Raw genomic sequence first — 16,499 nt, forward strand, 5'->3', positions numbered from 1 at the left:
TATCCTTTTTTATGCTATATTAGAAACAACGTGGAAAATTAGTGAAACGAGGTTACAAAATGAAAATTGCTATTGTGACAGATAGTACAGCTTATTTACCCGAGCGCATTAAAGATCATCCGAATCTTTTTGTAATTCCCATCCCAGTCATTTTAGATGGAAAAATATACAACGAAGGCATTGACATTGAAGCAGATGAATATTATGCATTGCTAAATAATAGTAAAGAATTTCCGACGACTTCACAACCTGCTTTAGGAGAAGTGTTAGAGCTTTACAAATCAATCGCTGAACAAGGGTACGACACCATCATCAGCATTCATCTTTCTTCAGGAATCTCTGGTTTTGTTCATACATTGCACGGACTTACTGATGAAATCCCAGGCGTTGCTTTGTATCCATATGACTCAAAAATTACAAGTATGCCAATGGGACACATGGTAGAAGCTGCTTTAGATTTAACAGAAGAAAAAGCCAGCTTAGAAGAAATTTTTGCCAAATTAGATTTAATTCGTGATAATACGTATGCATATCTAATTGTAGAAGATCTGAACAACTTAGTTCGTGGCGGTCGCTTAACGAATGGCGCAGCCTTGATCGCTGGGCTATTGAAGATTAAACCTATCTTGACTTTTGAAGATGGAAAAATTGTATTATTTGAAAAAATCCGTTCAACAAAGAAAGCTTTTGCTCGTGCAGAAAAGATTATTGGTGAACGAAACGCAGGGATTGAAGCACCAGTTAAACTGTATGTGATTCATGCTAATAACCGCATCGTTGCTGAAAAAGAACAAGCAAAATTACAAAAGCTATACCCAAATGCAGAAATTGAAATCGGTCATTTTGGTCCAGTTATTGGGACCCATCTAGGGGAAAAAGCAATTGGTTTAGCGATTTCAGCTCAATAATAAAAGATGAGACAAAAGTAAACTACTTCTGTCTCATCTTTTATTCTATTATTTTGTCGTTCGCTGCTGTTACTCAGCCGAATACTTTTTGTTTATAAGAAAATGTAAAATTACTCCTTTTTATTAGAAAATATCTTGCAAATTAAGCAATTCCTTACAAAGTAATGTATACTAAGGAAGAGGAGGCGGTTAAATGAAAAGAAATATAGCCTTGTTGCAAAGCGAAAAAATGAAAAAAGTTCAAGCTTTAGCAAACTACTACCAAGAATCAATTGACTTACCGCCTGGAAAAAACCGTGAGGCGGTTATCAAAAAGATTAACGAATCAAAAAAAGAAATTAAAGAAATAAATGATATATTAACAGATATTCAAAAGAAAAAGAAATAAAGGAGTCGTTTGTGATTATCGATGGATTTACGTTATTGCTATTTTTATTTGTCGTCGTTATGTATGGTTACTTTTACTTCGTACGTAAAAGTATTGTAATTCCGGCTGCAAAACATCCTACAACAAAATATTTAGTTGCTTTTTTTAGTTTAATGATTCTGGCCAATGCATTTTCGGCAGGAGATAAAATTGAAATGATTCGAAGTGTGTTATATATTTTGATTATCTTCAGTTTTCTTTACGATGCAAGAGGTTTTGCGGAGGACTGTATTATTACGCATCCTTTTGACAATCGGGGCACGGCCTTTAAAGATATCGAAAAGATTGTCCTCGTTCAAAAGTCGAACGGTATTCGTTTAGGGTATTTAAAAAAAGGCAGAAGAGGGGTGGTTTTACGCTTTTCTGCGCCACTAGAAGAAATGGTTCTTTTTCTTTCAACACGGATGAATGAAGAGGCAGAAATTGATATTATTGTTAATGAAGATTAACCATGTTCAGCTCCTAGAAATCAGCTTTTCCCGCGTTAAGTTTTGTCTGAATTTCTTTTTAAAAAAAGAAAGCAATTTTGCTTGTACTTTTGGTAAAATTTGTTATAATTAGTCAGATTAAATTTTGGAAGGAAGTTGTTTCGGTGAGTGAAGAATTTGAAAAGTGTGTCGCTGACTTGAAAAAGAAATATCAAGCAATCCCTGAAGAAAAACGACAACACTTTGCAGAACGTATGCAAAAGAAAAATTTCTTACGCTACAAAAAAATTGAATTAATTAAAGGAGAACTTCTTCGTTTAGAAGCACGACGCGCTCAATTGGAACTTTGCGAACGCAGTTCTGAGTTAGAAGAAGTCGAAAAGAAAATTATTCTTAAAAAGAAAAAATTACTTAAATGTTTTGATCGGTAAGTCAATAAAAATTTAATATAGAAGGGAATGATAGGATGGAATTTACCTTTCTAATCATTGTTTTTGCACTGTCTATTACCTTCTCAAACATATTCAACCGGATTGTTCCCGTCATTCCGCTGCCAATTGTGCAAATTATTGTAGGCGTTCTAATTGGTTTAACTAAAATGGGGCAGGAAATTGAATTTGAGCCTGAAGTGTTTTTAGTAATGATTATTGCACCGCTTTTATTTAGAGAAGGGGAGCTAATCAATCTGAAAGCAATGATGAAAAATTTCGGGATGATTCTTTTCTTGGCCTTTTTTGGTGTGTTAATTACCTTAGTTGGAGTCGGCTGGACCCTGCATATGATTTTGCCTACTTTACCATTAGCTGCTTGCTTCGCTTTTGGAGCGGCTTTAGGGCCAACGGATGCGGTGGCGGTAGGTTCGTTATCAGGTCGAATTGACATTCCTGAACGTTCGATGAACATTTTATCTGGTGAAGGACTCATTAATGATGCATCAGGCGTTACAGCCTTTCAATTTGCTTTAGCGGCTTTATTAACGGGGTCATTTTCGCCGGTGGAAGCGGCAGGGACCTTGGTTATTTCCAGTATTGGTGGAGCGGTAGTCGGAATCGTGTTAGTTCTATTAAAACAGCAAATTGTTCATTTACTTGAAACTGCAGTGGCAAAAGATGTTACAGGCTACTTGTTGATTGAATTACTCTTGCCATTTATTGCTTATTTAATTTCAGAGTTGATTGGCGTTTCTGGAATTATTGCTGCTGTGATTGCTGGAATTATGCAAGCATCTAGTTTGAAAAAAGTTTCGCTTTTTGAAGCAGAGCTGTCAAATGTTGGCGAAAGTATTTGGAGTATGATTGAGTTCACCTTAAATGCCTTAGTTTTCTTATTCTTAGGAATTGAACTTTCTCAAGTGTTTTCGCCAATTTGGATTGACCAACAATATTCAAACTGGTTCCTACTAATGGTTGTTCTAATTATTAGCGCCGTTGTCTTTTTGATTCGTTTCTTAGCCATTTTCAGTGTTTACACGCTTCAACATGGACTTAAGAAAGTTAAAAACGCAATGAATGAAATGCTGATTTTAACTTTTGGCGGTGTTAAAGGAACAGTGAGTTTAGCCACCATCTTTATTTTGCCAACAGCGATTAACGGCGAGCATTTTAAAGAACGACCGTTATTACTATTTATTACGGCTTGTGTTATTTTGGTGACTCTGATTGGCGGGATTCTAGTTTTACCATTTTTAACTGATTCAGAGACGGAAGTGGAAAATGAAGAGTCAGTCGAAATTGATTTATTACGTGATGTCATTGATGTCTTAAAACAGCAAAATGAAGAGAATCCTCGTGGTGAAATGAATGCGGTCATTGAAAATTATCAAGATCGTTTAAAAGAATTGTATACCGAGCAGCTAAGTGCGGAACGAAAACAAGAAGTGCAAGAGTTGCGGACGTTAATTGTGTCCATTGAACGAGACGGCTTAGAAGAAAGTCTGAAACAAGGAGAAATTAGTGTCAGAAGTTATCGTATGTATCAACGCTTGATTACACGGATGCAACGGTCGATTGCCAAACAATTATTATCGATTGTAGGCTTTTGGTTATTATTTGCTCGACAAATCATTTCGATTCTTTTACATCCTAAGTTATTTTTCAATCGTGGTGAAGCTTCTGAAGAAGAAAAAGAATTACGAAATGAAGAACTAGAAAATATTCGCCAAGTTTTTCTAAGAAATTCTCAAGTTATTCTGAAGAGTTTAGATAATTTGCGCGGTGTCTATGATGATGATTTAATTGATTTCTTCATTGACGGACGCTTGGATTTAGCCCATAAGTTTGAAAAAGGCGAATTTATTGATTCGTATATTGTTCATACGGAGACAGACTATGTCAAAGACCTATTATTAGGCTTCCAAGAAGAACGACGGATGATTGATCATTACGAACAATCTGAACGCATTTCAATTATCGAAGCGAACGAGTTACGAAAAAATGTCAATTTATTAGAGAGTTATTCGATTAGCGGCGAAGTGAATAACGTTCCGCTGAAACGATTTGTTAAAAATTTTAATAAAGAATAAGTAATAGTGTATGAGATGAAACCAAGACGATTTTTATCTCATGCACTTTTTTTATAATCCAATTTTTGATACAATAAGCAAGACCAAAATAGAAGGAGTTGGTAGTGTCGGTGAAAGAATTAAAAGTAACAGATTTAACCAAAACATATGGGGAAAAAACACTATTTGATCATCTTTCTTTTTTGATTCATGAAAAAGATCGCATTGGTTTAATTGGGATTAACGGCACAGGGAAAACCAGTTTATTAAATATTATTGCTGGCGTAGATAGCGGTGATGGTGATCTTGCTGCGATTCAGCAGCCAAGTGATTATCAAATTGGGTACCTTTCCCAGAATCAAACATTTGACGAGAATATTACGATTGCAGAAGCCGTGTTTCAGGGAGACAGCCCAATCATAAAAGCGGTCAAAAATTATGAATTAGCGTTAGCTGCTTTAAGTGAGAATGGTTTAGACGAAGGGGTTCAAAGACGTTATACGCAAGCAGAAGAAGCCATGAATAAACAAGATGCTTGGACAGCAGATACCAATGCAAAAATTATTTTACAAAAATTAGGCATTCCCACATTGGAAAAGAAAATAGGTGAGCTTTCTGGTGGGCAGTTAAAACGAGTAAGCTTGGCGCAAGTCTTAATTGAAGCGCCTGATTTACTGTTATTGGATGAACCAACGAACCATCTGGATTATGAAACGATTGAATGGCTGGAAAACTTTTTAAATAACTATCGTGGTGCGGTTTTAATGGTGACCCATGACCGTTACTTTTTAGATCGAGTAACCAATCGGATTTTCGAACTTTCTTTTGGAAAACTGTATGAATACAAAGGAAACTATGAAACGTATGTGATGGAAAAAGCCGAACGTGAACGTGTCGCTGTAGAACAAGAAGAAAAAAGAAAACGCCTCTTCAAACAAGAACTAGCGTGGATGCGAGCAGGCGTTCAAGCACGAGGAACGAAACAGCAAGCAAGAATTGATCGGTTTCAGGATTTAAAAGAAAACTTGCATCAGGTACAAACCAATGGCACCTTAGAAGCAGACTTTGCCACGCAGCGTTTAGGGAAAAAAGTTCTGGAAATCAAGGAAGGAAATTATGCCATTGATCATAAACAGCTTTTGAAAGACTTTAATTTACTCATTCAAGCAAACGATCGAATTGGCATTACTGGTAAAAACGGTGCAGGCAAATCCACATTATTAAATATTTTAGCTGGCCGCATTCCTTTAGAGAGTGGTCTATATAGTATCGGTGAAACCGTCCGAATTGGCTATTATACCCAGCAAAACGAAGAAATGGATCCTAATCAACGGATGATTGCTTATTTGCAAGAAGCAGCAGAAGAAGTGAAACGCAGTGATGGAAGCAGCGTTGGGGTCGCTGAAATGTTAGAGCGCTTTTTATTTCCTCGTTTTATGCATGGTACACTGATTGGCAAACTGTCTGGTGGAGAAAAACGCCGGTTATATCTCTTAAAATTATTAATTAGTCAGCCTAACGTGTTATTATTGGATGAGCCAACCAACGATTTAGACATTGATACGTTGACCATTTTAGAAGATTATATTCAAACGTTCAAAGGAGCGGTAATTGCGGTTTCTCATGACCGTTATTTCTTGGATAAAACAATGGACAAATTGTTAGTTTTTCAAGGAAATGGTCAGATCCTATCATTTTATGGCACGATGAGTGAATATTTGGCGAACCAAAAAGAACAAGAAAAGGTCAAAGAAAAACCACTCAATAAACCAGTAAAAGAAGCATCGACAGAAAAGAAAGAAAAAACAAAGCTGACTTATATGGAACAAAAAGAGTGGGCAACAATTGAAGAAGATATCACACAATTAGAAACGAAATTAGAAACATTAACTGAAGAAATGAATCATCAGGGTGATGATTTTGTTCGTTTACAAGAATTGCAAGAAGCAGTAACAGCAACGGAACAATTGTTAGAAGAAAAAATGAATCGTTGGGAATACTTGAGTGAATACGCGGATTAAGAGACGGAGGGAATAAGATGGAAGAAGCATACTTAGCGCTAGGAAAAAAGATTTTAGAAGAAGGTCATTTTAAAGAAGACCGTACAGGAACTGGGACGTATAGTTTATTTGGCTATCAAATGCGTTTTGATTTGGCCAAAGGATTTCCCTTACTAACAACCAAACGAGTACCGTTTGGCTTGATTAAAAGTGAGTTATTGTGGTTTTTAAAAGGCGACACGAATATTCGCTATTTGTTAGAGCGAAATAATCATATTTGGGATGAATGGGCGTTCGAACGTTACGTAAAAAGCGCAGATTATCAAGGACCAGACATGACGGATTTTGGGCATCGTGTCTTACAAGATCCAGCGTTTGCAGAACAATACAAAGAAGAACATCAAAAATTCTGTGATGCCATTTTAAATGATGCAGAGTTTGCAGAAAAATATGGTGAATTAGGGAATATTTATGGTGCGCAATGGCGTCACTGGGAAACCAAAGATGGTAGCTTTATCGATCAATTAGCTAATGTGATTGAAATGATTAAAACCAATCCTGATTCTCGCCGTTTAATTGTTTCCGCTTGGAATCCAGAAGATGTGCCTTCAATGGCGTTGCCGCCTTGTCACACTATGTTTCAATTTTATGTAAATGAAGGAAAATTAAGCTGTCAACTTTATCAGCGCAGTGCCGATGTTTTTTTAGGTGTTCCTTTTAACATTGCAAGCTATGCTTTATTGACACATCTGATTGCACATGAAACAGGTTTAGAAGTGGGGGAGTTTGTACACACGCTAGGAGATGCCCACTTATATCAAAATCATGTGGAGCAAATGCAAGAACAATTATCACGAGAAGTTCGTTCTTTTCCAACGCTCGTTTTGAATCCAGACAAGGCTTCTGTTTTTGATTTTGATATGGAAGATATTAAAGTAGAAGGCTATGACCCACATCCAACGATTAAAGCGCCGATTGCCGTATAAAAAAGGAGAGAGAAGCTATGTTAGCAGCTATTTGGGCCCAAGATGAACAAGGAGTGATTGGTAAAGAAGGCAAATTGCCTTGGCATTTACCCAACGACTTGAAATTTTTCAAGGAAAAAACAATTCATAATACATTGGTCTTAGGACGTGCAACTTTCGAAGGCATGGGATGTCGTCCGTTACCAAATCGAACAACGATTGTTCTTACCAGTAATCCGGATTACCAAGCTGAAGGCGTTTTGGTTATGCATTCCGTAGAGGAAATTCTTGCGTATGCTGACAAGTATGAAGGCGTGACCGTTATTGGTGGAGGTTCTGTCGTTTTTAAAGAACTGATTCCCGCATGCGATGTCTTATATCGGACGATGATTCATGAAACATTTGAAGGCGATACCTTCTTTCCAGAAATTGACTGGTCTGTTTGGGAAAAAGTTGCCACTGTTCCCGGCGTCGTGGACGAGAAAAATCTCTATGCACATGACTATGAAACGTATCATCGAAACGATAAATAATAAAATGAAGGGAGGCATGAGCAATGCCGACATTGAAAGAAAAAATTATTCAAGAGAGTCAACGTTTAGGCATCGATAAAATCGGCTTTACTCATGCTGAACCATTTATTGAATTAGAAGATTCTCTGCATGAACAACGAGAGCGAGGATATAACTCGGGATTTGAACATCAAAATGTGGAAGAACGAATTTACCCAGAAAAAACGTTTGAGCATCCTAAAAGTATTATCTCCATTGCTTTAGCTTATCCCACCAAAGCTCAGGAAAAAATGCCTAGAGATGAAAAGCGTGGACAATTTGCGCGAGCCTCTTGGGGAATTGATTATCATCACATTTTGCAGGATCGGTTGCAAAAATTAATTGCTTTTATTGAAGAGCAAGCTGCCACTGAAGCAGAAAAAGAACACTGGCGCTTTCGGCCACAAGTAGATACTGGCGAATATGTTGACACCGCTGTTGCTCAGCGGGCGGGTTTAGGATTCATTGGTAAAAATGGTCTACTGATTACCGAAGAATTTGGTTCCTTTGTATATTTAGGTGAGGTGACCACCAACATTCAATTTGAACCAGATGAACCTGTTCCAAATGGTTGCGGTGATTGTACTCGTTGTATCACAGGGTGTCCTACAGGGGCTTTGTTAGGGGACGGTCGAATGAATGCTCAAAAATGTTTGTCTTATCAAACGCAAACAAAAGGCATGATGCCTGAAGAGTATCGGAAAAAAATGCGTAACGTCATTTATGGTTGCGACATTTGTCAGCTGGTTTGCCCTTATAATAAAGGAAAAGATTTTCATTTTCATGAAGAGATGGAACCAAAGATTGAAGAAGTTTATCCCCAATTGGCACCGTTATTAACTATTTCCAATAAAGAATTTAAACAGCAATTCGGACACTTAGCAGGCTCTTGGCGTGGTAAAAAACCATTGCAACGGAATGCTTTAATTGCGTTAGCGAATTTGGGCGGCCGTGAAGCTATCCCACAAATTATTCTCTGTTTAAATGATCAGCGTCCTGTCATTCGCGGAACAGCTGCTTGGTCGTTAGGTCAGCTCGCAAAAAGAGAACCCGAGCAAAGTTTAGAAGCTTTAAATTATCTACTTTCTGTAGAAACTGAAGAAGAGGTTATCGAGGAAGCCCAAAAGGCTATTCACTTGTTAACAAGCAAAAAAGGAAGCCGCTCAACGGAGTGACTTCCTTTTTTTATTAAATATGATTGCGATATAAACCAACAACTTTACCTAAAATTGTAACGTTATCTAAAAGAATAGGCGCTAATGCATCATTTTCAGGCTGCAAGCGGATATGATCTACTTCTCGGAAGAATCGTTTACAGGTTGCTTCATCTTCATCGGTCATTGCGATTACGATGTCGCCATTATTGGCATTCGATTGCTTACGAACAATCACTTGGTCGCCATCTAGAATACCTGCGTTAATCATACTTTCTCCTCGAATCGTCAACATAAATAAAGCATTTTCTTCTGTACGTAAATCAGGAGGTAACGGGAAGAAATCTGATGCTTCTTCCACCGCTAAAATTGGTTCACCAGCAGTTACGACACCTAACATCGGAATAGTTGTCGGTTGAATTCCGATCTTTTCCAAGCCTTCTGGTGTTAATTCGATTGCTCGCGGTTTTGTTGGGTCACGTAAGATTAGACCCTTTTTTTCAAGACGAGCTAAATGTCCGTGAACGGTAGAAGTTGAGGATAAATCAACAGCCTTCCCAATTTCGCGAACGGTTGGCGGATAACCCTTTAATTCGACTTGTTCGTATATATATTTAAGTACTTCTAATTGTCTTGTTTCTGTACGTTTCGCCAAAACCCGCACCTTCTTTCAATTGATAAAATTAGTGTACCATAAAATGCGAACGAAATCAAACAAGCGTTCGTGTTTTATAAATATCAGAATATAGTTGTTTTTTTAAGGCAGTTCTTATAATATAGACAGTGAGAGTAAGGAGGGATTTTGATGTTATCGAAAGAAAAAATTGCCCGTATAAATGAATTAGCGAATAAAGCAAAAGTGGAAGAACTTAGTGCGAAAGAAAAAGTCGAACAACAAGAATTACGTAAAGAGTATTTAGAAGCATTTCGTGGAGGGATGCGTCACCATATCGAAGGAATGAAGGTCGTGGATCAAGAAGGGACCGATGTGACTCCTGAAAAACTAAAACAAATTCAACGTGAAAAAGGACTTCATAACAGAAAGTAATTGCTTTCATTGTCGAAATAAGCTACACTATGAATAAAGGTAAAAAAAACCTAAATTAGGAGATGATTTTTTTGTTTGACAAGACAGATCAATTGGGCGTTAATACAATCCGGACATTAAGTATTGAAGCCGTACAAAAAGCGAACTCAGGACATCCTGGTTTACCAATGGGTGCTGCCCCAATGGCGTATGCACTTTGGACAAAACATTTAAAGGTGAACCCAACAACTTCTAGAAACTGGGTTGATCGTGATCGTTTTGTACTTTCAGCAGGCCACGGCTCTGCAATGTTGTACAGCTTATTACATCTATCAGGATACAACGTAACAATTGACGATTTGAAAAATTTCCGTCAATGGGATAGTAAAACACCAGGGCATCCAGAAGTGCACCACACAGATGGTGTTGAAGCAACAACAGGACCTCTAGGACAAGGGATTGCTATGGCTGTTGGTATGGCAATGGCTGAAGCGCATTTAGCTGCAACTTATAATCGTGATAGTTTCCCTATTATGGATCATTATACGTACGCAATTTGTGGTGACGGCGATTTAATGGAAGGTGTTTCTCAAGAAGCAAGTTCAATGGCTGGTCATATGAAATTAGGTAAATTAATTGTCTTGTACGATTCAAATGACATCTCATTAGATGGACCAACTTCTAAAGCCTTTACTGAAAATGTTGGGGCTCGTTATGAAGCATACGGATGGCAACATATTTTAGTTAAAGATGGCAATGATTTAGATGAAATAGAGGCTGCGATTGAAGCGGCTAAAGCTGAAACAGATAAACCAACATTGATTGAAGTTAAAACAGTCATTGGTTACGGAGCACCAAAAGAAGGAACTTCTTCCGTTCACGGCGCGCCAATTGGTGAAGAGGGCATTACAGCGGCTAAAGCTGTTTATGGTTGGGAATATCCTGACTTTACTGTGCCAGAGGAAGTCGCTGCTCGTTTTAAAGAAACGATGATTGACGAAGGCCAAAAAGCAGAAGCGGCTTGGAATGAGATGTTTAAGAACTATGAACATGCGCATCCAGAATTAGCCAAACAATTTAAAGAAGCTTTTGCCAACCGATTACCTGAAGGTTGGGAACAAGAATTACCTAAATATGAACTAGGAACAAGTGCCGCAAGTCGTGTAACAAGTAAAGAAACGATTCAAGCTATTTCAAAAGTTGTTCCAAGTTTCTGGGGCGGTTCAGCCGATTTATCTGCCTCAAATAATACAATGGTTGCTGCAGAAAAAGATTTCGAACCTGGTCAATACGAAGGCCGTAATATTTGGTTTGGTGTTCGCGAATTTGCAATGGCTGCAGCAATGAACGGGATTCAATTACACGGTGGTAGCCATGTTTATGGCGGAACATTCTTCGTCTTTACTGACTACTTACGTCCAGCAATCCGTTTAGCCGCTTTACAAAAAGTTCCTGTAACTTACGTCTTAACGCATGACTCTGTTGCGGTGGGTGAAGATGGGCCAACACACGAACCAATTGAGCAATTAGCAAGTGTTCGTTGCATTCCAAATGTTCATGTGATTCGTCCAGCAGACGGCAATGAAACTGTTGCTGCTTGGAAAATTGCTATGAATTCTACGGAAACACCAACTATTTTAGTTCTAAGTCGTCAAAACTTACCTGTTTTAGAAGGAACGTTAGAACACGCTTCTGATTCTGTTCAAAAAGGTGCTTATGTATTGTCACCACAAAAAGGTGAACAACCAGCAGGGATTTTAATTGCGACTGGTTCTGAAGTAAATCTAGCAGTGGAAGCACAAGCGAAATTAGCGGAAGAAGGCATCGATGTATCTGTCGTGTCAATGCCAAGTTTTGATTTATTTGAAAAACAATCTGCTGAATATAAAGAAAGTGTGTTACCTAAAGCTGTGACAAAACGTGTGGCGATTGAAGCTGCAGCAAGCTTTGGTTGGGAACGCTATGTAGGAACAGAAGGCAAAACAATCACAATTGATCACTTCGGCGCTTCTGCACCTGGCGGTCTAGTTCTTGAAAAATTCGGCTTTACTCCTGAAAATGTGGTTAATACCTATAAATCACTATAAATAAACATTAAAAAACCTGAATGCTTGTGATAGCATTCAGGTTTTTTGCTTCATTTCTTTTTGGGAGCAAAGAGCATAAAGTGAAAAAATAATGCGAACAATTGGAACCCAATACCAGTTAAAGTAACACCAGACCAACCATAGTTTTGCCACATTAATGTACCAATCAATGAACCCAGTGAACCGCCGATGAAATAGAAAAACATAAAGACGGTATTGTTACGATTGCTGGCTTCTTCTCCCAAATTTTGGACGCGTGTTTGATTGGCTACTTGCCCAAATTGAGTACCGATATCTAAAACAATAATTGCTAAGATTAGTAAGACCACATGTGTTCCACCTAGAAAAAGTAAGATAAAACTACCGAACTGCATCAGCAGGCCAATCAAAACAATCTTCCGCTCTGGATAATAATCGGATAGACGACCAATGATGGGTGCTACGAAAGCCCCTGATAACCCAAAAATTGCTAAAATACCGACTTCTTTCGGTCCCCAATAATAAGCTGGACTACTAACAAAGAAAATTAATGTAGACCAAAAGATTGAAAAGGTTGCAAACATAAAAAAGCCATTGACAGTTGCTTCTCTTAACAAAGGTTGCGATTTGATTAGCTTAGGAAGACTTTTCAAAGAACCTAAATAAGTTAATCGATTTGAAGTTTGAGTATGTATCACTGTTTTGGGCAATTTTAATTGAAGTAGAACGACCAATGCTAACACGAATATTACGGCGATTAGGTACACTGTTCGCCAAGAAGCTGCACTAGCAATGAAACCCGAGATCGTTCGAGACAATAAAATTCCTGTCAATAGTCCGCCCAGCATTCGACCTGTTACTTTACCACGGTTCGCTGGTCCCGCCATGACCGCAGCATAAGGAATAATAATTTGGGCGACAATAGAGAGCAGCCCAATAAAAAAAGAAGAGAGTGCAAACAGGAGAAAACTTGGTGCAAAAAACGCAGCACTTAGAGACAGCGAGGAGAGCGCAGCTACTCGAATGATTAATTTGCGACGATCAACGACATCGCCTAATGGAACAAGAAAAAGTAAGCCTAGCGCATAGCCTAATTGGGTCAGCATAGTAACAAAACCAATAGAACCAATACTGACTTGAAAGGCCTGAGCAATTTGGGTGCCAATTGGTTGAATATAATACATATTGGCGACCACGACCCCGCAAGTTAACGCTAATAAAAACGTCACTTGATTTGTTAAACCCGATTGTTGTTTCTTCATCTAACCACCTACATTTCTATGTAATTCATTTTGTAATACAACAACTACTCGGCAATAGTTGTTTTGATTACAAAAACAGACTTCTCTTATAAAGTTTGTTCAAAAAGTGACAAGTCCATTAAAAATTTTATCACAATAAATAAAGAAAAGTAAGAGGATAAATAACAAAAATCTCATCAAATTGAAAAGAAGAAGTGGTTGTTTTCACAAGTGTGAAGAGGGTTAATTAAATACAAACAAGATTTCAATTACATTACAGAAATTTTAAAACTCAAAATTTAATACGTTTATTTCTTGTTTCAATAGGAAATTAACGGTAAAATAGAAAAGTGAGACAGTGAGGAGGAAAAATGAATGAGCGAACAGTTAACAAGAAGTAGTAAACATATTCAAAAAGCTCTTAAAAAGCAAAAAGCTTATAAACGTGCTACCGCCGTTGCGGGGACTTCAATGATTTTAGCACCTGTGGTTGGTGCTGCGGTACCTGCCCAAGCAGAATCAAGCCAGCAAGCATTTATTAATGAAATCGGAAATTCAGCAGCAGCCGTTGCCAATAGCAATGATATGTATGCTTCCGTCATGATTGCTCAAGCGTTGCTAGAAAGTAGTTATGGTAGTTCTGGGTTAGCATCTGCACCGAACTATAACTTGTTTGGTGTAAAAGGAAGTTATAATGGACAATCTGTTTATATGCCAACAAAAGAATATTTAGACGGACAATGGGTGACCGTCACAGCAGCATTTAGAAGTTATAATTCTTATGCGGAATCGTTCCAAGATCATGCCAATGTTATTCGTTCCACTGCTTTTGGGGATACATACCATTATTCAGGCGTTTGGAAGAGTAATACTAGCAGTTATCGCGATGCAACAGCCGCTTTAGCTGGAAGTTATGCAACTGATCCAGGCTATGCCGAAAAATTGAATTGGTTAATTGAAGCATATAATTTAACTCAATATGATTGGGGAGCACCAGTCGCTCAAACCACTAGTTATTCAGATACAACGGGAACCGTTGATACAACAATCGATACAGCGGCTTCTGCAACAGCAACAGCAGAAACTGTAGCTAGTCAAAGTTACACTGTCGCAAACGGCGACACATTGTGGGACATTGCTGCACGTTTTGGAACGACAGTTGATAATTTAATGTCACTAAATGGATTAACATTGGATTCTGTTTTATCGGTGGGTCAAACCATCCAAATCGGTTAATTTTGCAATTATTTAGTTGAAGAAAGACCTTACAAAAGCAGTAGTTTTTGTAAGGTCTTTTATCGTGAAAATAGGTAGGGCCAGCAGCAATTATTTGATGAGCATAATCCGTTTTTTTATTTAATTTTTCACAAACTAAAATTCGTTTTTCTGGTAGAAATCGTTTTTTTGAGCTATGCTTAGAGAAAGAATTATTATATTGTTTGTAAAATTGGAGGATGTAGGATTATGACTAAAGGTTATGTAAAATCAGTAACAGAGTTAATTGGTCAAAGCCCAGTTGTGAAATTAAAACGGATGGTACCAGAAGGAGCTGCAGATGTTTTTGTTAAACTAGAATTCTTTAATCCTGGTGGCAGTGTGAAAGATCGAATTGCTTTAAGCATGATCCAACAAGCCGAAGCAGATGGTCGCCTAAAACCTGGACAAACGATTATTGAGCCGACTAGTGGTAATACAGGCATTGGGTTAGCAATGGTAGGTGCTGCGTTGGGATATCCAGTTAAGATTGTGATGCCAGATACTATGAGTATTGAACGCCGCAAATTAATGCAAGCATATGGGGCTGATCTATTATTAACCCCTGGTGCCGAAGGAATGAAAGGGGCAATTGCAAAAGCCACAGCATTAGCAGAAGAACACGGATACTTCATGCCTTTGCAATTTAATAATCCAGCTAATCCAATGGTACATGAACAAAAAACAGGAAAAGAAATTGTTGATGTCTTTGGTAAACGTGGCTTAGATGCGTTTGTTTCTGGTGTTGGCACTGGAGGAACCGTTACAGGAGTTGGCCATGAATTGAAACGGATTTTTCCAGATATTGAAATTGTTGCAGTAGAACCAACAGAGTCGCCTGTTTTAGAAGGTGGCGAACCAGGTCCACATAAAATCCAAGGAATAGGCGCTGGTTTTGTCCCAGAAGTTTTAGACACCACCGTTTATCAAAAAGTTGCCGCTGTTTCTAGTGAAGACGCATTAGAAACTGCTCGTTTAATGGGGCCAAAAGAAGGCATCCTTGTGGGGATTTCAGCAGGGGCAGCAATTAAAGCTGCCATTGATTTGGCAGTTGAATTAGGCGCAGGCAAACGTGTCTTAGCGCTGGTTCCAGATAACGGTGAACGTTATCTTTCGACAGCTCTTTACGAATTTCCAGAATAAAAAACACGCCAAAAAACGAGCATTTCTCTTAGTTTAGTAAAATGCTCGTTTTTTCCACGAGAATCCTACAATAATTCTTGTCAATCGTAATAAGAAATAGTATTATTTAAGAAAGATAGACAGGGGAGGGATACAAAGATGGACAACGTATTGGTTAAAAATGCACTTGCTGAATTAAAAGAAGCCAATATCCGAATTACTCCGCAACGTTATGCTATCTTGGAATATTTAATCGAAAATCATACACACCCAACAGCTGATGAAATTTATCGCGCACTAGAAGATCATTTTCCAAATATGAGTGTAGCAACGGTTTACAACAATCTACGTTTATTTACTGAAATCGGTTTCGTTCAAGAAATGAGTTATGGCGATGCATCTAGTCGTTTTGATTTTAGTTCGAAGAAACATTATCACGTGATTTGTCAAAAATGTGGTAAAATCGTTGATTTTCATTATCCAGGGTTAGAGGACGTTGAAATGGCCGCTAGTAAATTAACAGGCTTCGAAATTAATGAACATCGTTTAGAATTATATGGATTATGTCCAGATTGCCAACAAGCACAACAGGAGAATGTGTAAAAAATTACATACTGTTAAAAATTTATCAAAAGATAAGTCACTTGTCTAGGCAAATTTCACAAGCGTAAGAGTTTTCACTCTTACGCTTGTTTTTTTGTGTGGTTATTGACTTTTAAATTCTTAAAAACAAAAAATTAACTAGCTATTATTAAGAATTAGCAACAGTTTGTGAATTTTTTTATATGCGATTCACAAGCATAGAACTCGAATAAGCTTGATTCCTCTGATATATTTTAAACAGACAGAGGGAGAC

At 37.9% G+C, this 16,499-nt stretch carries 16 protein-coding genes; 14 read left to right on the forward strand and 2 right to left on the reverse strand.

Annotated elements, in window-relative coordinates; genetic code table 11:
• Positions 1-59: 59 nt before the first annotated feature.
• The 9 genes from IGK03_RS06750 (at position 60) to queG (ending at position 8,954) form a co-directional block, all read left to right on the forward strand.
• On the forward strand, positions 60-908 hold the full coding sequence (locus IGK03_RS06750; RefSeq protein ID WP_002382324.1) for a DegV family protein: 849 nt from the start codon (positions 60-62) through the stop codon (positions 906-908).
• Between the two features lie 193 nt (positions 909-1,101).
• Positions 1,102-1,296, forward strand: a complete 195-nt coding sequence (locus IGK03_RS06755; protein WP_002357574.1) for a hypothetical protein — start codon at positions 1,102-1,104, stop codon at positions 1,294-1,296.
• Positions 1,297-1,307: 11 nt separating this feature from the next.
• On the forward strand, positions 1,308-1,784 hold the full coding sequence (locus IGK03_RS06760) for a hypothetical protein (RefSeq protein ID WP_002357573.1): 477 nt from the start codon (positions 1,308-1,310) through the stop codon (positions 1,782-1,784).
• Positions 1,785-1,861: 77 nt separating this feature from the next.
• Complete coding sequence (locus tag IGK03_RS06765) at positions 1,862-2,194, forward strand: ACP phosphodiesterase (protein ID WP_002357572.1); 333 nt, start codon at positions 1,862-1,864, stop codon at positions 2,192-2,194.
• Positions 2,195-2,229: 35 nt separating this feature from the next.
• A complete protein-coding gene (locus tag IGK03_RS06770; RefSeq protein ID WP_002360309.1) occupies positions 2,230-4,284 on the forward strand; it encodes a cation:proton antiporter in 2,055 nt (684 codons plus the stop codon).
• 110 nt (positions 4,285-4,394) lie between these two features.
• The gene (locus tag IGK03_RS06775) at positions 4,395-6,284 is read left to right on the forward strand and encodes an ABC-F family ATP-binding cassette domain-containing protein (RefSeq protein WP_002365663.1); all 1,890 of its coding nucleotides are present in this window, start codon (positions 4,395-4,397) and stop codon (positions 6,282-6,284) included.
• A 17-nt stretch (positions 6,285-6,301) separates the two neighbouring features.
• Positions 6,302-7,249: a thymidylate synthase gene (locus IGK03_RS06780; protein WP_002357569.1), complete on the forward strand. Its 948-nt coding sequence runs from the start codon at positions 6,302-6,304 to the stop codon at positions 7,247-7,249.
• A 17-nt stretch (positions 7,250-7,266) separates the two neighbouring features.
• Entirely contained in the window at positions 7,267-7,761 is a 495-nt protein-coding gene (gene dfr, locus IGK03_RS06785) for a trimethoprim-sensitive dihydrofolate reductase (protein ID WP_002360302.1), read from the forward strand.
• 23 nt (positions 7,762-7,784) lie between these two features.
• Positions 7,785-8,954 (forward strand): tRNA epoxyqueuosine(34) reductase QueG, encoded by a 1,170-nt coding sequence (gene queG, locus IGK03_RS06790; protein WP_010713401.1) that lies wholly within the window; start codon positions 7,785-7,787, stop codon positions 8,952-8,954.
• Between the two features lie 13 nt (positions 8,955-8,967).
• Here queG and lexA read toward each other — a convergent pair whose 3' ends face one another.
• Entirely contained in the window at positions 8,968-9,588 is a 621-nt protein-coding gene (lexA, locus tag IGK03_RS06795) for a transcriptional repressor LexA (RefSeq protein WP_002357566.1), read from the reverse strand.
• A 150-nt stretch (positions 9,589-9,738) separates the two neighbouring features.
• On the opposite strand from lexA, the gene IGK03_RS06800 reads away from it, so the two are divergent.
• Together IGK03_RS06800 and tkt are read left to right on the forward strand one after the other, a co-directional pair.
• Positions 9,739-9,981, forward strand: a complete 243-nt coding sequence (locus IGK03_RS06800) for a DUF896 family protein (protein ID WP_002384502.1) — start codon at positions 9,739-9,741, stop codon at positions 9,979-9,981.
• Between the two features lie 71 nt (positions 9,982-10,052).
• On the forward strand, positions 10,053-12,047 hold the full coding sequence (tkt, locus tag IGK03_RS06805) for a transketolase (RefSeq protein ID WP_025193365.1): 1,995 nt from the start codon (positions 10,053-10,055) through the stop codon (positions 12,045-12,047).
• Positions 12,048-12,097: 50 nt separating this feature from the next.
• Here the strand turns inward: tkt and IGK03_RS06810 are convergent, their stop codons facing one another.
• Positions 12,098-13,288 carry an MFS transporter gene (locus tag IGK03_RS06810; protein WP_002357563.1) on the reverse strand — a complete coding sequence of 397 codons (1,191 nt, stop codon included), beginning with the start codon at positions 13,286-13,288 and terminating at the stop codon, positions 12,098-12,100.
• A 354-nt stretch (positions 13,289-13,642) separates the two neighbouring features.
• Here IGK03_RS06810 and IGK03_RS06815 point away from each other — a divergent pair, with 354 nt between their 5' ends.
• From IGK03_RS06815 to IGK03_RS06825, 3 genes are all read left to right on the forward strand, one after another.
• Positions 13,643-14,503: a glucosaminidase domain-containing protein gene (locus tag IGK03_RS06815; protein WP_002357562.1), complete on the forward strand. Its 861-nt coding sequence runs from the start codon at positions 13,643-13,645 to the stop codon at positions 14,501-14,503.
• 228 nt (positions 14,504-14,731) lie between these two features.
• Entirely contained in the window at positions 14,732-15,664 is a 933-nt protein-coding gene (gene cysK / locus IGK03_RS06820) for a cysteine synthase A (RefSeq protein WP_002357561.1), read from the forward strand.
• Between the two features lie 138 nt (positions 15,665-15,802).
• The gene (locus tag IGK03_RS06825; RefSeq protein ID WP_002357560.1) at positions 15,803-16,246 is read left to right on the forward strand and encodes a Fur family transcriptional regulator; all 444 of its coding nucleotides are present in this window, start codon (positions 15,803-15,805) and stop codon (positions 16,244-16,246) included.
• Positions 16,247-16,499 lie beyond the last annotated feature (253 nt).

Source organism: Enterococcus sp. DIV2453a (assembly GCF_050533535.1).
Taxonomy (GTDB): domain Bacteria; phylum Bacillota; class Bacilli; order Lactobacillales; family Enterococcaceae; genus Enterococcus; species Enterococcus faecalis.